The organism is Streptomyces sp. NBC_01171, assembly GCF_045039805.1.
Taxonomy (GTDB): Bacteria; Actinomycetota; Actinomycetes; order Streptomycetales; family Streptomycetaceae; genus Streptomyces.
Genome location: NZ_CP108609.1, coordinates 4034387 through 4048533, shown reverse-complemented (window position 1 = coordinate 4048533; position 14147 = coordinate 4034387). Strand labels below are relative to the sequence as shown.

At 71.6% G+C, this 14147-nt stretch carries 14 protein-coding genes; 5 read left to right on the top strand and 9 right to left on the bottom strand.

Annotated elements, in window-relative coordinates; all coding sequences use genetic code 11:
• Positions 1-396 precede the first annotated feature (396 nt).
• Positions 397-1404 carry a stage II sporulation protein M gene (locus tag OG448_RS18745; RefSeq protein ID WP_405555262.1) on the bottom strand — a complete coding sequence of 336 codons (1008 nt, stop codon included), beginning with the start codon at positions 1402-1404 and terminating at the stop codon, positions 397-399.
• A gap of 140 nt (positions 1405-1544) precedes the next feature.
• Between OG448_RS18745 and OG448_RS18740 the strand changes: the two genes are divergently transcribed.
• On the top strand, positions 1545-2435 hold the full coding sequence (locus tag OG448_RS18740; RefSeq protein WP_405555260.1) for an RDD family protein: 891 nt from the start codon (positions 1545-1547) through the stop codon (positions 2433-2435).
• Here OG448_RS18740 and OG448_RS18735 read toward each other — a convergent pair.
• The 8 genes from OG448_RS18735 to OG448_RS18700 all read right to left on the bottom strand — a co-directional run bounded on the left by OG448_RS18735 (position 2432) and on the right by OG448_RS18700 (position 10689).
• Complete coding sequence (locus OG448_RS18735; protein ID WP_405555258.1) at positions 2432-3064, bottom strand: hypothetical protein; 633 nt, start codon at positions 3062-3064, stop codon at positions 2432-2434. The genes OG448_RS18740 and OG448_RS18735 overlap by 4 nt on opposite strands.
• Before the next feature lie 115 nt (positions 3065-3179).
• Complete coding sequence (gene ahcY / locus OG448_RS18730) at positions 3180-4637, bottom strand: adenosylhomocysteinase (protein ID WP_405555256.1); 1458 nt, start codon at positions 4635-4637, stop codon at positions 3180-3182.
• A 373-nt stretch (positions 4638-5010) separates the two neighbouring features.
• Entirely contained in the window at positions 5011-5991 is a 981-nt protein-coding gene (locus OG448_RS18725) for a cation diffusion facilitator family transporter (RefSeq protein ID WP_405555254.1), read from the bottom strand.
• Positions 5992-6142: 151 nt separating this feature from the next.
• Positions 6143-7291, bottom strand: coding sequence for a mannose-6-phosphate isomerase, class I (gene manA / locus OG448_RS18720; protein ID WP_405555252.1), 1149 nt, complete (start codon positions 7289-7291; stop codon positions 6143-6145).
• A 50-nt stretch (positions 7292-7341) separates the two neighbouring features.
• Positions 7342-8469, bottom strand: a complete 1128-nt coding sequence (locus tag OG448_RS18715) for an SIS domain-containing protein (protein ID WP_405555250.1) — start codon at positions 8467-8469, stop codon at positions 7342-7344.
• 55 nt (positions 8470-8524) lie between these two features.
• A complete protein-coding gene (locus tag OG448_RS18710) occupies positions 8525-8695 on the bottom strand; it encodes a Trm112 family protein (RefSeq protein ID WP_020940431.1) in 171 nt (56 codons plus the stop codon).
• 137 nt (positions 8696-8832) lie between these two features.
• Positions 8833-10194 (bottom strand): phosphomannomutase/phosphoglucomutase, encoded by a 1362-nt coding sequence (locus OG448_RS18705; protein ID WP_405555248.1) that lies wholly within the window; start codon positions 10192-10194, stop codon positions 8833-8835.
• Positions 10195-10266: 72 nt separating this feature from the next.
• On the bottom strand, positions 10267-10689 hold the full coding sequence (locus OG448_RS18700; RefSeq protein WP_030814457.1) for a DUF3499 domain-containing protein: 423 nt from the start codon (positions 10687-10689) through the stop codon (positions 10267-10269).
• Positions 10690-11009: 320 nt separating this feature from the next.
• Here OG448_RS18700 and OG448_RS18695 point away from each other — a divergent pair, with 320 nt between their 5' ends.
• From OG448_RS18695 to OG448_RS18680, 4 genes are all read left to right on the top strand, one after another.
• Positions 11010-11690 carry a TetR/AcrR family transcriptional regulator gene (locus OG448_RS18695; RefSeq protein WP_405555245.1) on the top strand — a complete coding sequence of 227 codons (681 nt, stop codon included), beginning with the start codon at positions 11010-11012 and terminating at the stop codon, positions 11688-11690.
• Positions 11687-12442 (top strand): SDR family NAD(P)-dependent oxidoreductase, encoded by a 756-nt coding sequence (locus OG448_RS18690; RefSeq protein WP_405555243.1) that lies wholly within the window; start codon positions 11687-11689, stop codon positions 12440-12442. The genes OG448_RS18695 and OG448_RS18690 overlap by 4 nt, the downstream gene beginning before the upstream one ends.
• Positions 12443-12500: 58 nt before the next feature.
• Entirely contained in the window at positions 12501-13376 is an 876-nt protein-coding gene (locus OG448_RS18685) for an ABC transporter substrate-binding protein (protein WP_405555241.1), read from the top strand.
• Positions 13377-13690: 314 nt separating this feature from the next.
• Positions 13691-14143: a metallopeptidase family protein gene (locus OG448_RS18680; RefSeq protein WP_405558849.1), complete on the top strand. Its 453-nt coding sequence runs from the start codon at positions 13691-13693 to the stop codon at positions 14141-14143.
• The last annotated feature ends 4 nt before the right edge of the window (positions 14144-14147 follow it).

The window sequence follows — 14147 nt, the reverse complement described above, 5'->3', positions numbered from 1 at the left end:
AGGAACGGTCGCTTCCTTTGTACTCACCCTCTCGGGCTTTCCTCCGGGCTTCCCTTCGGTGTTTCCGACTCTATCAGATCTTTTTCCGATCCGATTTCCTCGGTTGCTTTCCAGGTTTTCACTTCGGCGTTTCCGCTTCCGTGTTTCCCTTTCCGGCGGTTCCGACTCTATCAGAGGTTTTCGGCCGGTCTTACCGGCTTCATTTCCGATTAATCGGGGGGCTTCTCGGAAGTCGCACTCAGCGATTTTTCTGGAGAAGCTAGCTAAAGCTTAACAGTCAACCTCGAGCTTGTCCAGCTCCAGGCAACTGTTCGACTCTACCTCCCCGCTCCACCCGTGTCAACAGGATTTGCGAGGCGATGAGGAGACTAGCAGCTCGGCGGGGTCCTACGCACATCAGGCTGCGGTGGGGACGGTGGAGCTGCGTTCGGCCTCCTGGAGATCACCGGTCTCCCCCTCCCGTACCGCCCGGCCACCGAGGACGTAGACGTAGGTGAGGAAGGCCAGCTCGGCCAGGACGCCGATGGTGATGCGGGCCCAGGTGGGCAGGCCGGACGGGGTCACGAAGCCCTCGATGGCGCCGGACACGAGCAGCACCAGGGCGAGGCCGATGGCCATGCCCACGGCGGCGCGGCCCTCTTCGGCGAGCGCGGTGCGGCGGGTGCGCGGGCCGGGGTCGATCACGGTCCAGCCGAGGCGTAGCCCCGTGCCGGCGGCCACGAAGACCGCGGTGAGTTCGAGCAGGCCGTGCGGGAGGACGAGGCCGAGGAAGGTGTCGAGGCGCCCCGCGGAGGACATCAGGCCGAAGCCGACTCCCAGGTTCAGCATGTTCTCGAACAGGATCCAGAGGACCGGCAGGCCCAGGAAGACGCCCAGGACCAGGCAGAGCGCGGCCGCCTGGGCGTTGTTCGTCCACACCTGTGCCGCGAAGGACGCGGCGGGATGGCTGGAGTAATAGGTCTCGTAGCCACCGCCCGGGCGGGTCAGTTCGCGGAGGTGGCCGGGGGCCGCGATCGACGCCTGTACCTCGGGGTGGGTGCCGATCCACCAGCCGAGGAGGATCGCCACGGTGGTGGAGACGAGGGCGGTCGGCACCCACCAGTGGCGGGCGCGGTAGACCGCGGCGGGAAAGCCGCGTCCCAGGAAGCGGGTCACGTCGCGCCAGGAGGCACGGCGGGTGCCGGTTACGGCGCTGCGGGCGCGGGCCACGAGCTGGCTGAGCCGGCCGGTGAGCTGGGGGTCCGGGACGCTGGAGCGGATGAGGGAGAGGTGCGTCGCGGTGCGCTGGTAAAGGGTGACGAGTTCGTCGGCCTCCGCGCCGGTGAGACGGCGTCGGCGGCGGATCAGGGCGTCGAGGCGGTCCCACTCGGCCCGGTGTGCGGAGACGAAGACGTCCAGGTCCATCGGGTCTGCCTGCTCCTCGACTCGTCGTGGCCAGCCGCCACCGGACAACGGAACACTGTCAGCTTGTCCTACCGGGGTGCGATGCGCCCTCAGCTTGGCAGACTTGCGTCACAGGGGTGGGCGAGGGAAGGACGGCGGGCGTGAGTGAGCTGGTGACCGGTGAGGCGGTGGCGCTGGAGCTGCGGCCCGCGAAGCTGCCGAGCAGGGCGTTGGCCGTGCTGATCGATCTGATCGTGGCCGTGCTCGTCTACATCGCCGTGGTGATCGGGCTCGTGGCGGCCACCTCTTCGCTGGACGATGCCGCGCAGGCCGCGTTGTCGGTGGCGGCCTTTCTGCTGGTGCTGGTCGGCGGGCCGATCGCGGTGGAGACACTGAGTCATGGGCGGTCGCTGGGGAAGCTGGCGTTCGGGCTGCGGGTGGTGCGCGACGACGGTGGGCCGGTGCGGTTCCGGCACGCGCTGGTGCGCGGTGGCGTCGGGATGATCGAGATCCTGATGACGTTCGGGGTGGTGGCCTGCATCGCCTCGCTGGTCTCGGAGCGGGGGCGGCGGCTCGGGGACGTGTTCGCGGGGACGCTGGTGGTGCGGGAGCGGATTCCGGTGGGGCGGGCCGGGGTGGCGCCGCCTCCGCCGCCCGGGCTGGCGGGCCGGTTCACGGAGCTGGATCTGTCGGCGGTGCCCGACGGGCTCTGGCTGGCCGTGCGGCAGTACCTGACGCGGATGCACCAGCTTCAGCCGCAGGTCTCCTGGTCGATGGCGTCGCGGCTGGCCGCCGATGTGGCCGCGCGGACGGGGGCCGCTGTGCCGCCGGATCTCCAGGGGCAGCCCGCCGCATTTCTGGCGGCGGTGGTGCATGAGCGGCAGGCGCGGCAGGCGCGGCAGCGGCCCCGGTACGAGAGCGGTGGGCAGCAGGCGGTGACTCCCGTGTCTCCCCCGGCCGTCGCGCCGGTGCTCCAGAAGGCGCCGGAGCACAGCGAGAAGGCGCCGGATCGCCCGCAGAGCCGGTCGACGGGGTTCGCGCCGCCCGCCTAGTCGGCCGGGCCGGTCACGGGGAACGTCGACGGTGGGGTCTGGAGGTCCTCCAGCTCAATGCCTGGGGCCGCGAGGACGACGTCTCCGGCGATGTGCACGGAGTGCCTTTCCCCCGTGTCCAGGGCTGTGACCTGGTATTCGTCCACGATCAGGGGGCCGTTGTCAGTGGCGTGTGCTTCTCTGTCGATCAGTGCCCAGGACTGGTCCACGGTGCGAGGGGCGAGTACCGGGTCGGTGAGGGCGACGAGGCGTACGCGGGTCGCGGAAGAGGAGGGGGTGAGGCGCAGGAGACGTGCGGTGGCGACGAGGAACGCCGGGGACGTGCCGGTGAAGGCGTGGGCGGGCACATTGCCCTCCGTCGCCTCCAGCCCGGCCGGGTCGGTACGGACCCAGGTGACGCCGTCGAGAGCGGCGCCGCGCACCTGCCAGCCGCCGGCGTGGAGTTCGAGGCGGATGGGGCGGCCGAGGTCGTCCAGGGCGAGGTCGACCGAGCCCCGGTGGGCTCCGTCGGGAGCGGTGAGCTGGGAGACGTAGCGCCAGCCGGAGGGGCCGGGGGCGCACTGGAAGTGTTCTTCTGCGAGGGGGGTGTGATCGTGCGGATCGTGGAGCGAATATCGGCCGCGCGGCATGGGAGGTCCTGGGGTCTGGCGGGCTGACGGTCCGGGGCCGCTTGGTCCGGCGCAAAGGGGCAGGCCCCCGGCACGGGGGTGCGGGGGCCTGCCTGGGTGGTGCGGGAGCGGCGGCTCAGTAGCGGTAGTGGTCCGACTTGAAGGGACCGTCGACCTCGACGCCGATGTACGCGGCCTGCTCCGGGCGGAGCTGGGTGAGCTTGACGCCCAGCGAGTCCAGGTGGAGGCGGGCGACCTTCTCGTCCAGGTGCTTGGGGAGCACGTAGACGCCGGTCGGGTACTCGTCGGGCTTGGTGAACAGCTCGATCTGGGCCAGGGTCTGGTCCGCGAAGGAGTTGGACATCACGAACGAGGGGTGGCCGGTGGCGTTGCCCAGGTTCAGCAGGCGGCCCTCGGACAGGACGATGATCTTCTTGCCGTCGGGGAAGGTCCAGGTGTGGACCTGCGGCTTCACCTCGTCCTTGACGATGCCGGGGATCTTGGCGAGGCCGGCCATGTCGATCTCGTTGTCGAAGTGGCCGATGTTGCCGACGATGGCCTGGTGCTTCATCTTGGCCATGTCGCCGGCCATGATGATGTCCTTGTTGCCGGTCGTGGTGACGAAGATGTCGGCCTTGTCGACGACCTCGTCCAGCGTGGTGACCTGGTAGCCGTCCATGGCCGCCTGGAGCGCGCAGATCGGGTCGATCTCGGTGACGATCACGCGGGCGCCCTGGCCGCGGAGGGACTCGGCGCAGCCCTTGCCGACGTCGCCGTAGCCGCAGACGACGGCGGTCTTGCCGCCGATGAGGACGTCGGTGGCGCGGTTGATGCCGTCGACCAGGGAGTGGCGGCAGCCGTACTTGTTGTCGAACTTCGACTTGGTGACGGCGTCGTTCACGTTGATCGCCGGGAAGAGCAGGACGCCGTCGCGCTGCATCTCGTACAGGCGGTGGACGCCGGTGGTGGTCTCCTCGGTGACACCGCGGATCTCGGAAGCGAGCTGGGTCCACTTCTGGGAGCCGTCGGTGATGGTGCGGTTGAGCAGCTCGAGGATGACGCGGTGCTCGTCGGACTCGGCGGTGTCGGGCGAGGGGACCTTGCCGTCCTTCTCGTACTCGACGCCCTTGTGGACGAGGAGGGTGGCGTCGCCGCCGTCGTCCAGGATCATGTTCGGGCCGCCGGTGGGGCTGTTCGGCCAGGTCAGCGCCTGCTCGGTGCACCACCAGTACTCGTCCAGGGTCTCGCCCTTCCAGGCGAAGACGGGGACGCCCTGCGGGTTGTCCGGGGTGCCGTTCGGGCCGACGGCGATGGCGGCGGCCGCGTGGTCCTGGGTGGAGAAGATGTTGCAGGAGGCCCAGCGGACGTCGGCGCCGAGGGCGACGAGGGTCTCGATGAGCACGGCGGTCTGCACGGTCATGTGCAGGGAGCCGGTGATGCGGGCGCCGGCCAGGGGCTGCGCCTCGGCGTACTCCTTGCGGATCGACATCAGGCCGGGCATCTCGTGCTCGGCGAGGGTGATCTCCTTGCGGCCGAACTCGGCCAGGGAGAGGTCGGCGACCTTGAAGTCCTGTCGGTTGTCGACAGTGGTCATGGCGGGCTGCTCCTCGAAGTCGGGGCGAGGTGGGTACGGCTGGTCTGCACGGCGACGGACACAGGGGTGCCCCGAGAAGAGGACACAGGCATGCCCGCGTACGCGCAGCGCAGTCCGTCGGAGGCCCTCTCTCCCTCGGCCGGTCCGCTCCGGGACCGCCCGACCGCCATCAGCAGCGACGTCTGGCTCCGTCCCAAGCTACACCGGAGGGCGGGGCGCGCCCCAGTCCGCGTTCGGACACCGCGTGCCGTCCAGGTGACGGATGTGGCGCGAACGGGTGGGTACGGGGCCCGGTGCCCGGGTGTGCCGAGGCCCCCGGCGCGGCCGGTGGGGACCGGGGTGCGGCGGGGGCCTCGGTGGAGCGACCAGGGGCTCAGTGGCCGGCCGGGTGGGGGTTCGGGCCGCCCGGCGTGGCGAGCGGGTCCGGGCCCTTGGCGGCCTCGGCGGCGCTGTAGATGTCCGGCTCCAGGTAGATGACGCGGGCGATCGGGACGGCCTCGCGGATGCGGGCCTCGGCGGCGTTGATCGCGTGGGCGACCTCGGCGGCCGAGTCGTCGTGCTGGACGGCGATCTTGGCGGCGACGAGGAGTTCCTCGGGGCCGAGGTGGAGGGTGCGCATGTGGATGACGCCGGTGACGGTGTCGCCGTCGACGATGGCGGCCTCGATCTTCTTGACGTCCTCCAGGCCGGCGGCCTCGCCGAGCAGCAGGGACTTGGTCTCGGAGGCGAGGACGAGGGCGATCACGACGAGCAGGACACCGATGCAGACGGTGCCGATGCCGTCCCAGACGCCGTTGCCGGTGAGCAGGGCGATGCCGACGCCGCCGAGGGCGAGGACCAGACCGATGAGCGCGCCGAAGTCCTCCAGCAGGACGACGGGCAGCTCGGGCGCCTTGGCGCGGCGGATGAACTGTGCCCAGGAGAGCTTGCCCCGCAGCTCGTTGGACTCCTTGATGGCCGTACGGAAGGAGAAGCCCTCCGCGATGATGGCGAAGACGAGGACGCCCACCGGCCAGTACCAGTGCTCCACCGGGTGGGGGTGGCTGATCTTCTCGTAGCCCTCGTAGATGGCGAACATGCCGCCGAGGGAGAAGAGGACGATGGAGACCAGGAAGGCGTAGATGTACCGCTCGCGGCCGTAGCCGAAGGGGTGCTGCGGGGTCGCCTCGCGCTGGGCCTTCTTGCCGCCGATGAGCAGCAGGAACTGGTTGCCGGAGTCGGCGACCGAGTGGACGCCCTCGGCGAGCATCGACGAGGAGCCGCTGAACGCGAACGCCACGAACTTCGATGCCGCGATCGCCAGATTGGCGCCGAGTGCCGCCACGATCGCCCTGGTACCGCCTGACGCGCTCATGAGTTCGCGTTTTCCCTTCGCCCTTGTCGCCTGCTCGGCACCCCCGCACGGCTCTTGTGCCCCCACGGGTCGCTTCTTTGCACGTGCTTTGCCGGTGGGCCATTGTTGCAGTCCCACCGGCGTGCGGCGCGTCAGGTATCCACAGGGGCGGTCATACGATCACAGTGGCGCGGAACAACGTGCCCTCGCCGGACGCCTCGGCCTTCTCGCCCGCCGGGACGAAGACGGACCGGCCGGGGAGCAGTCCGTGCTCGCCGACGCGGACCGAACCGGCCGTGCACAGCAGGATCTGCGGGGTCGGGAGGGTCAGGTCGCGGGTGGTCTCGCCGGGCAGGACCCAGCGGGAGAGCCGGAATTCGTCGATGGGGGTCTCGTAGACCTCCTCGCCGTCCGGGGACGCCTCGGGGCGCAGGACGCCGGGGTCGCTGGCCTCGAAGCGGACCACGCGCAGGAGTTCGGGGACGTCGATGTGCTTGGGGGTCAGGCCGCAGCGCAGGACGTTGTCGGAGTTGGCCATGATCTCGACGCCGAGACCGTCCAGGTAGGCGTGCGGGATGCCCGCGCCGAGGAACAGGGCCTCTCCCGGCTGGAGCCGGACGTGGTTCAGCAGCATGGCCGCGATCACGCCGGGGTCGCCGGGGTAGTCGCGGGCCATGTCGGCGTACGGGGTGTACGGGCCGCCGAGGCGGGCGCAGGCGGCGGTCGCCTCGGTGACGGTGTCGGCCATCTGCTCGGGGTCCGCGGTGAGGATCGCCGTGAGGACCTCGCGCAGCGCGGCGTCCTCGGGCTGGGCGCGCAGCAGATCGACGTACGGCTTGAGGGAGTCGACGCCCAGGCCGTCGAGCAGGCCGGCCGCCTCGGCGGGAGCGCGGAAGCCGCACAGGCCGTCGAACTCGGTGAGGGCGCAGATGAGTTCGGGCTTGTGGTTGGCGTCCTTGTAGTTGCGGTCGGGGGCGTCCACGGGGACGCCCCGGCGCTCCTCCTCGGCGTAGCCCTCGCGCGCCTGGGCCAGGTCGGGGTGGACCTGGAGGGAGAGGGGGGCGCCCGCGGCGAGGACCTTGAGCAGGAAGGGCAGGCGGGGGCCGAACTTCGCCACCGCTTCGGCGCCCAGTTCGCGCTCCGGATCGGCGGCGATGAGCTCCACCAGCGTGCCGCGCGGGGTGCGCGAGGGGGCGCCGGGGTGGGCGCCCATCCACATCTCGGCCTGCGGTTCGCCGGTGGGCTCGGTGCCCAGCAGCCGCGGAATGGCGGTGGTCGAGCCCCAGGCGTAGGGGCGGACGGTGTTGTCGAGGCGGTCCATGTGTCTTCTCTGTCTCCGTGCGGCGCTGCGGGCGGTTGCCTGGGGTCAGCTCAGGCGCCGGCGGCGAGCGCCAGGTAAACGGCGGCGAAATCGGTGACGGCGATCAGGTCGGCGAGGGTCTCCAGTTCGCCGCCCTCCTCCGGTTCGAGTTCGCTGATCGGGGTGTCGTGGCCGAGGGCCAGGTCGCGGGCGGCGGGGGCCGCGGTGAGGCCGCCGAGGGGACGGTCCCGGAGCAGCACCACGCGCGCGTGCAGCGCGGGCGCCTCCTCGACGCGGTCACGGAAGAAGTCGTCCGGGTCGGCGCGGGCGGCCAGCGGGCCGGAGAGGAGGGCCTCGTGGGCGGCGAGCGCCTCGGGGAGTTCGGCCACCAGGGCGGGGCGGCCGGCGAGTTCGGCCAGGGCGGCGGCGAAGCGGCGGCCCGCCGGGCCCGCGGAGGTGCCCTCCGTCCAGACGACGGGGAGGGCGTCGGCGAGTTCCGCGGCGAGGGTCTTGGCCGCGTTGCCGTACGTGGCGATGGCGGGGCCGCAGCGCTCGGCGACGTGATCGAGGCGGTCGGCCACCTTCTCCAGCGCGTCGGGGCCGGCGGTCAGCAGGCCGACGCGGTCCAGGAGGGCCAGCAGCGGGGTGAGCAGGGCCCAGAAGACGCCGGAGGAGGACGCGGCGACCGGCTCGCCCTGGTCGTACGGGGCGGTCGCCATCGGGATGAACATGCCGTGCGCGCCCGCGACCGCCTCCGCGAGGGGAGTGCCCGCGGGGGCGACGGCCACCACGGAGCAGCCCCTGCGGTACGCCTGTTCCGCGAGAAGGCCGAGGCTCGGTTCGGTGCCGTCGGGGGTGGCGATCAGCAGCAGGTCCACGGAGCCCGCCCAGCCGGGCAGTTCCCAGCGCAGGGCGCCGGGGGCGGGGGCGACTCCGGTGGCCTCCAGGCGGATCACGGGGCTGCCGGGGCCGGCCAGGGTGCCGAGGAGGTCGGCGGTGTGGGTGGCGGCGGCGCCGGGGCCCGCGATCAGTACGGCGCGGGGGCGGCCGTCGGGCTGGAGCGCGCCGACTCCGGCCTCGGTGGCGTGCCGGGCCGCGGTACGGACTCTCGCGCCCGCCTCCGCCGCGCCGCGCAGCAGCCCTCGGCGGTCGGCCTCGGCGAGGCCCTCCGGGGTGTCCAGGAGCGATTCGTCGAGCATGGGCGGGGTGCCTCCGATCGCCGGGGTCCTACTGCGCGATGTCTTTCGGCGGTACTTACGCCGGCCGGCGGGCCTCGTCGACCAGGAGGACGGGGATGCCGTCGCGGACGGGGTACGCCAGGCCGCAGTCCTGACCGGTGCAGATCAGCTCCGCGTCCTGCTCCTTGAGGGGGGCGTGGCAGGCCGGGCAGGCCAGGATCTCCAGGAGACCGGCTTCGAGCGGCATGGGGTGTCCCTTCGGGCGGAAACGGGGGCTACGGATGTGCTGGTCAGCGTACCGTGGCGCTCCGCTGGTTGGGCGGGGTGATTCCGGCTGCGGGGCGGGGGCGGGTGCGGTTCAAGCGATTCCCACCCGCACACCCGTCACGCGCGGATGATGGTCAGGACCTCGTCCCTGATCTTCGTCATCGTCGCCTCGTCCTCCGCCTCCGCGTTCAGCCGGAGCAACGGCTCCGTGTTGGAGGGGCGGACGTTGAACCACCAGGTGGGGGTGGAGACCGTCAGGCCGTCGAGGTCGTCCAGAGCCGTGTCGGGGTCGGGGGCGTACGTCGCGCGGAGGGCGGCCAGCCGGGCCTGCTGGTCGGTGACCGTGGAGTTGATCTCGCCGGAGCCCGCGTAGCGGTCGTACTGGGCGGTGAGGGTGGAGAGGGGGGTGGGGTGGGTGCCCAGGGCGGCGAGGACGTGGAGGGCGGCCAGCATGCCGGTGTCCGCGTTCCAGAAGTCCTTGAAGTAGTAATGGGCGGAGTGCTCGCCGCCGAAAATCGCGCCGGTGCGGGCCATCTCCGCCTTGATGAAGGAGTGCCCGACGCGGGTGCGGACCGGGGTGCCGCCGTGCTCGCGGACCACCTCGGCGACCGTGCGGGAGGTGATCAGGTTGTGGATGACCGTGCCCGTACCGCCGTTGCGCGCGAGTTCGCGGGCGGCCACCAGGGCGGTGACGGCGGAGGGGGAGACCGGGTCGCCGTTCTCGTCCACGACGAAGCAGCGGTCGGCGTCGCCGTCGAAGGCGAGGCCGAGGTCGGCGCCCTCCTGCACGACCCGCTTGCGCAGGTCCACGATGTTGGCCGGGTCCAGCGGGTTGGCCTCGTGGTTGGGGAAGGTGCCGTCCAGCTCGAAGTACATCGGGACGACGGTCAGCGGCAGCCCCGCGAGGACCGTCGGGACGGTGTGCCCGCCCATGCCGTTGCCCGCGTCGACGACGACCTTCAGCGGGCGGATCGCGGTCAGGTCGACCAGCGAGCGCAGGTACGCGGCGTAGTCGTCGAGGGTGTCGCGCGCCGTGAGGGTGCCCGGTTCGGCGGCCGGGGCCGGGGCGCCCGTCTCCAGCCACCGCTCGACCAGGGCGCGGATGTCGGCGAGCCCGGTGTCCTGGCCGACCGGGGCGGCGCCCGCGCGGCACATCTTGATGCCGTTGTACTGGGCCGGGTTGTGCGAGGCGGTGAACATCGCGCCGGGCAGGTCCAGCGCGCCCGAGGCGTAGTAGAGCTGGTCCGTGGAGCACAGGCCGATCTCGGTGACGTCCACGCCCCGGTTCAGCGCGCCGCGCGCGAAGGCGCGGGAGAGGCCGGGCGAGGAGGGGCGCATGTCGTGGCCGACGACGATCGCGGTCGCGTCCGTCACCTCGGCGAAGGCGGCGCCGAAGAGTTCGGCCAGGGCCTCGTCCCACTGGTCCGGAACGACTCCGCGCACGTCGTACGCCTTCACGATCTGCGACAGATCTGCCACGGCCGGCCCTCCTGAAAGTCCATTGGGGGCCCAAAACTACCCGTTGGGGTGCGCGGCTGCGGGGAGGGTGGCTCAGTTGTCGGGCGAGCGGAGGACCCGCAGGTGGCCGCGCCGGGCGACTTCCATCGGGTCGGCGGTGCGTGCGCCGCCGCCGGCTCCGGCCGCGCGCTCCTGCGGACGGGCCGCCTCGCGGACCGCGTTCGCCAGCGCCTCCAGGTCGTCGCCGCTGGGGCGGGCCGGGGCGGAGCCGTCGAGCAGCCGGACGACTTCCCAGCCGCGCGGGGCGGTGAGGCGCTCGGAGTGCTCGGCGCACAGGTCGTAGCAGTGGGGCTCGGCGTAGGTGGCGAGGGGGCCGAGGACCGCGGTCGAGTCGGCGTAGACGTACGTCAGCGTCGCAACGGCGGGTCGGCCGCAGGCGGTGCGCGAACAGCGACGTACAAGGCTCACGATGTTGGACGGTACCGCACTCTTGAGCGGGCCGCGACGACTCTCCACCAGGTCACTCCCCCGTGTCGTGGCCTGCGGGATCTCTCGGGCCCCGCAGGGAGAGCCCCACTGGGCGCGCCGCGCGGGGGTGCATCCGGTGATGATCCGGGACAAAGCCCGGCGACCGGCGACGGTTCTCGGCCATCCGGCGCACGCGGCCGTGGCCGGAACCGTCGTGCGGTGTGCGGGAGACGACTGAGCGAACACCGGGAGAAAAGTGCGCGAAGAGTCCGGGGAGGGGGTGCGAAGGCGCGGCCACACGGGCGGAGAACGGCCGGCTGTCGCGTGGAACGTTGACAGCGAAGAGACGGAGGGCAACGATGGGAACTATGGAAACTGATTCAGTTCCTCGAGTTTCCATCAGTGACGAGCGGCGTGCGGACGTGATCGTGGAGGCGGCCGGCCGGCTGTTCTTCGGGGCGGGTTTCGCGCGGGTGAGCATGGACGATCTCGCTCGTGAGCTCGGGATGAGCAAGAAGACGATCTACCGTCATTTCCTGGACAAGCGCAGCCTGCTGGCCGCGGTGCTGGACCGCCAGTTCGCCGCGGTGGAGCGCACGCTGGTGGCGGCGACCGAGGACGCAGCAGGGCAGCCGTTCGCTGTGCGGGTGCAGCGGTTCCTGATCGCGGCGGGCAGTGAGCTCGGGCGGATCGGCGCGCCTCAGCTCGCGACGGGGCGGGGCGACGCGGTGCTGCGCCAGTACGTGGAGCAGCGTGTGGACGCGGTGGTCTACCGGCGGCTCGACGAGCTGTTCCGGGAGGGACACCGGCAGGGCTTGCTGCCGGCGCCGCCCGAGCTGCTGAGCGAGATCACCCGCGGCGCGTTGGAGCGGATGCTCATGTCGGAGTTGCCGCGCGATCTGGACTGGACCGCGGCCGATCTGCTGCGGGCGACCGTCGACACCGTGTTGTACGGGGCGATCCGCCCGACAGGCCGGGGCATCGACGACGACCAACCCCAGGCGGTCATCCCGACGGCGCGCGACGACGATCAGGAGGTGGGCCCATGACCGGGACGACCGGCAGGGTGGCATTGGTGACGGGGGCCAGCAGCGGAATCGGCGCGGCCACGGCGCGGCTTCTGGCCGCGCGAGGAATGCGCGTGGTGGTCAACTACCTCCGCAACACCAAGGCGGCCGAGGAGGTCGTGGCCGACATCGAGGCCGCGGGCGGCCAGGCCATGGCCGTGCAGGCCGACGTACGCGAGGAGGCGGCCGTCGAGAGCATGGTCGGACAGGTCCAGGCAGCTTGGGGCGGCATCGACGTACTCGTGCACAACGCGCTCATCCCGTATGCGGTCAAGCCGTTCCAGGACATGACGTGGGAAGAACTGGGCGGCAAGATCGACGGCGAGATGCACGCGGCGTTCGCTGTCACCAAAGCCGTACTGCCCACGATGACCGAACGAGGGTGGGGACGCCTCATCTACATCGGTACCGGACTCAGCCGCCTGCCTCGGGCGGGCATGATCGCGCTGGGCGTTTCCAAGGCCGCACTGGAGCAGTTCGCCCGGTATCTCGCCCAGGAACTCGGCCCGCAGGGCATCACGGTCAACGTCGTCTCGCCCGGCCCGGTGGAGTCCCGCACCGCCGATGCCGTGCTCGACGACGCGACGAGGCAGCGGCAGGTGGCCGCCACCCCCTTGGGCCGCCTGGCCCACCCGGCGGACGTCGCCCAGGCGGTCGCCTTCTACGCCGCCGAGGACAACTCCTTCATGACCGGTACCACGGCCGCGGTCAACGGCGGCATGGCCATGTACTGACACCCTGCCGACCTCCGCACACACGGCCGAACCCTTGGACGAACAAGGAAAGACGTTCATGCACACGATCGATCTGGCCTACGTCGGACGAGGCCTGCACGAGGAGCTGGCCGCCTACATCGCCGACCAGCAGGACTACTACGCCGAGGAGGGTGTCCACGTCGCGCTGCGCGACGGCTGCACCTGGGACGTGGAACGGCTGCGCCGCTGCGCCACCATCGGGCTCGGCCGGGCACTGCTGTCACGACTGACTGACGGCACCCCGTGGGTCGCACTCAGTGTCAACACCCACCGCCCGCTGTTCTGGTTCCTCGCCCGCCCCGGCCTGACCTCCCTGGCCGACCTGGCCGGGCGACGGCTGGCGGTCCACGCCCCGCACACCCCGCCCGGCGCATTCGCCCGGATCGTGCTGCGAAAGGCCGGCCTTGACCCGGACCGTGACGTGAAGACCATCGTCCGCTCGCCCGGCGACTACGGCATGGATCTGCGCCGCCTCAACGACGGCAGCATCGACGCCGCGTACGTCGGCAGCACCATGGCACCGGAGGCGGTGGCCGCCGAGCACGGCTGGCAGGTGCTGGCCTGGGTCGGCGACCACTTCCAGATCCCCACCGTGGGCGTGGCCGTCGACCCCACCCACATCTCACCGGACGACCCTGCGGTCCAGGCCGTCGTACGAGCCCACCGGCGCGCCCTTCAGGTGATCCACGACGACCCCGACACCACGGTGCGCCACATGCAGACGTTCCTCGGCGGACAGACCGCGGAAGAGGCCCGAGCCCACTACGACACGTTCATCGCGCCGTACTTCACCACGGACGGCCAGGCCGACCTCGCTGTCGGCGACAAGGCGATCACCGCGGTCGCCGCCGAACTCGGCGTCCCTGCCACCGTCACCGCGGCCGAGTTCTACCGCACCGCGGCCACCGTCTAGGCATCAGGAGTCGAGTCGTAGGGTGCGAAGACCTGGGCCCGCGGGCCGATGGGGTCACTCCGGTGACCGCGATCGCGGCGTGGTTCTTTTCAGGTATGGGTTCCCCCCCACAGCGGTCTTCCTGCTGGCGTCCGACGGCCAGACGCTGCGGCTGGAGGTGGCCGCAGGCATGCCGGCGGAGTATCTCGCGCCCTGGTTCGGGGTCCTGTCGAGCCGCTTTCCCGCGACCGATGCGGTGCGCGAGCGGCGGCTCGTCTGGCTCGGTGAGCCGGAGGACCTCGCCGGCGGCGGGCGAGGACTACGCTTCTGCGGTGATGGACAACCGTGTACCGCACCCTGCCGCAGGTCCCCGACCCCGACGCCGTGATCGTCACGGGCGGGGCATGCGGGGCCCCATCGCTCCTCCCCAGGTGCCGCTGGCGGCCAGCCGCGCCGAGGTGTTCGCGGACCTCGTGCGCGACTCCGTGGAACGGCTGGAGCGGCGCTGGCAGCAGCTCGCCGAGGTGGAGTTCGTGGTCATGGAGGTGCCCCGGCTGGAGGGCACCGGCGACGGGCCGTGGAACGACGAGGGCGTGCCGCTGGGCGGGACCGTCTCCGCGCGGGACGGCCGGCGGGCGCGGGTCGTGGTGTACCGGCGGCCGATCGAGATCCGCACCAAGGGGCGCGACGAACGCGCCGAGCTGGTGCACGAGGTGGTCGTGGAGCAGGTCGCCGAGCTGCTGGGGCTGACCCCGGAGACGGTGGACCCCCGGTACGGCGAGGAGTAGCGGG

Bases quoted from the DNA above. Each gene is read 5' to 3' on its own strand.
- OG448_RS18745 (WP_405555262.1), bottom strand. From the start codon at position 1,404: ATGGACCTGGACGTCTTCGTCTCCGCACACCGGGCCGAGTGGGACCGC.
- OG448_RS18735 (WP_405555258.1), bottom strand. From the start codon at position 3,064: ATGCCGCGCGGCCGATATTCGCTCCACGATCCGCACGATCACACCCCC.
- ahcY (WP_405555256.1), bottom strand. From the start codon at position 4,637: ATGACCACTGTCGACAACCGACAGGACTTCAAGGTCGCCGACCTCTCC.
- OG448_RS18725 (WP_405555254.1), bottom strand. From the start codon at position 5,991: ATGAGCGCGTCAGGCGGTACCAGGGCGATCGTGGCGGCACTCGGCGCC.
- manA (WP_405555252.1), bottom strand. From the start codon at position 7,291: ATGGACCGCCTCGACAACACCGTCCGCCCCTACGCCTGGGGCTCGACC.
- OG448_RS18715 (WP_405555250.1), bottom strand. From the start codon at position 8,469: ATGCTCGACGAATCGCTCCTGGACACCCCGGAGGGCCTCGCCGAGGCC.
- OG448_RS18710 (WP_020940431.1), bottom strand. From the start codon at position 8,695: ATGCCGCTCGAAGCCGGTCTCCTGGAGATCCTGGCCTGCCCGGCCTGC.
- OG448_RS18695 (WP_405555245.1), top strand. From the start codon at position 11,010: ATGGAAACTGATTCAGTTCCTCGAGTTTCCATCAGTGACGAGCGGCGT.
- OG448_RS18690 (WP_405555243.1), top strand. From the start codon at position 11,687: ATGACCGGGACGACCGGCAGGGTGGCATTGGTGACGGGGGCCAGCAGC.
- OG448_RS18685 (WP_405555241.1), top strand. From the start codon at position 12,501: ATGCACACGATCGATCTGGCCTACGTCGGACGAGGCCTGCACGAGGAG.
- OG448_RS18680 (WP_405558849.1), top strand. From the start codon at position 13,691: ATGGACAACCGTGTACCGCACCCTGCCGCAGGTCCCCGACCCCGACGC.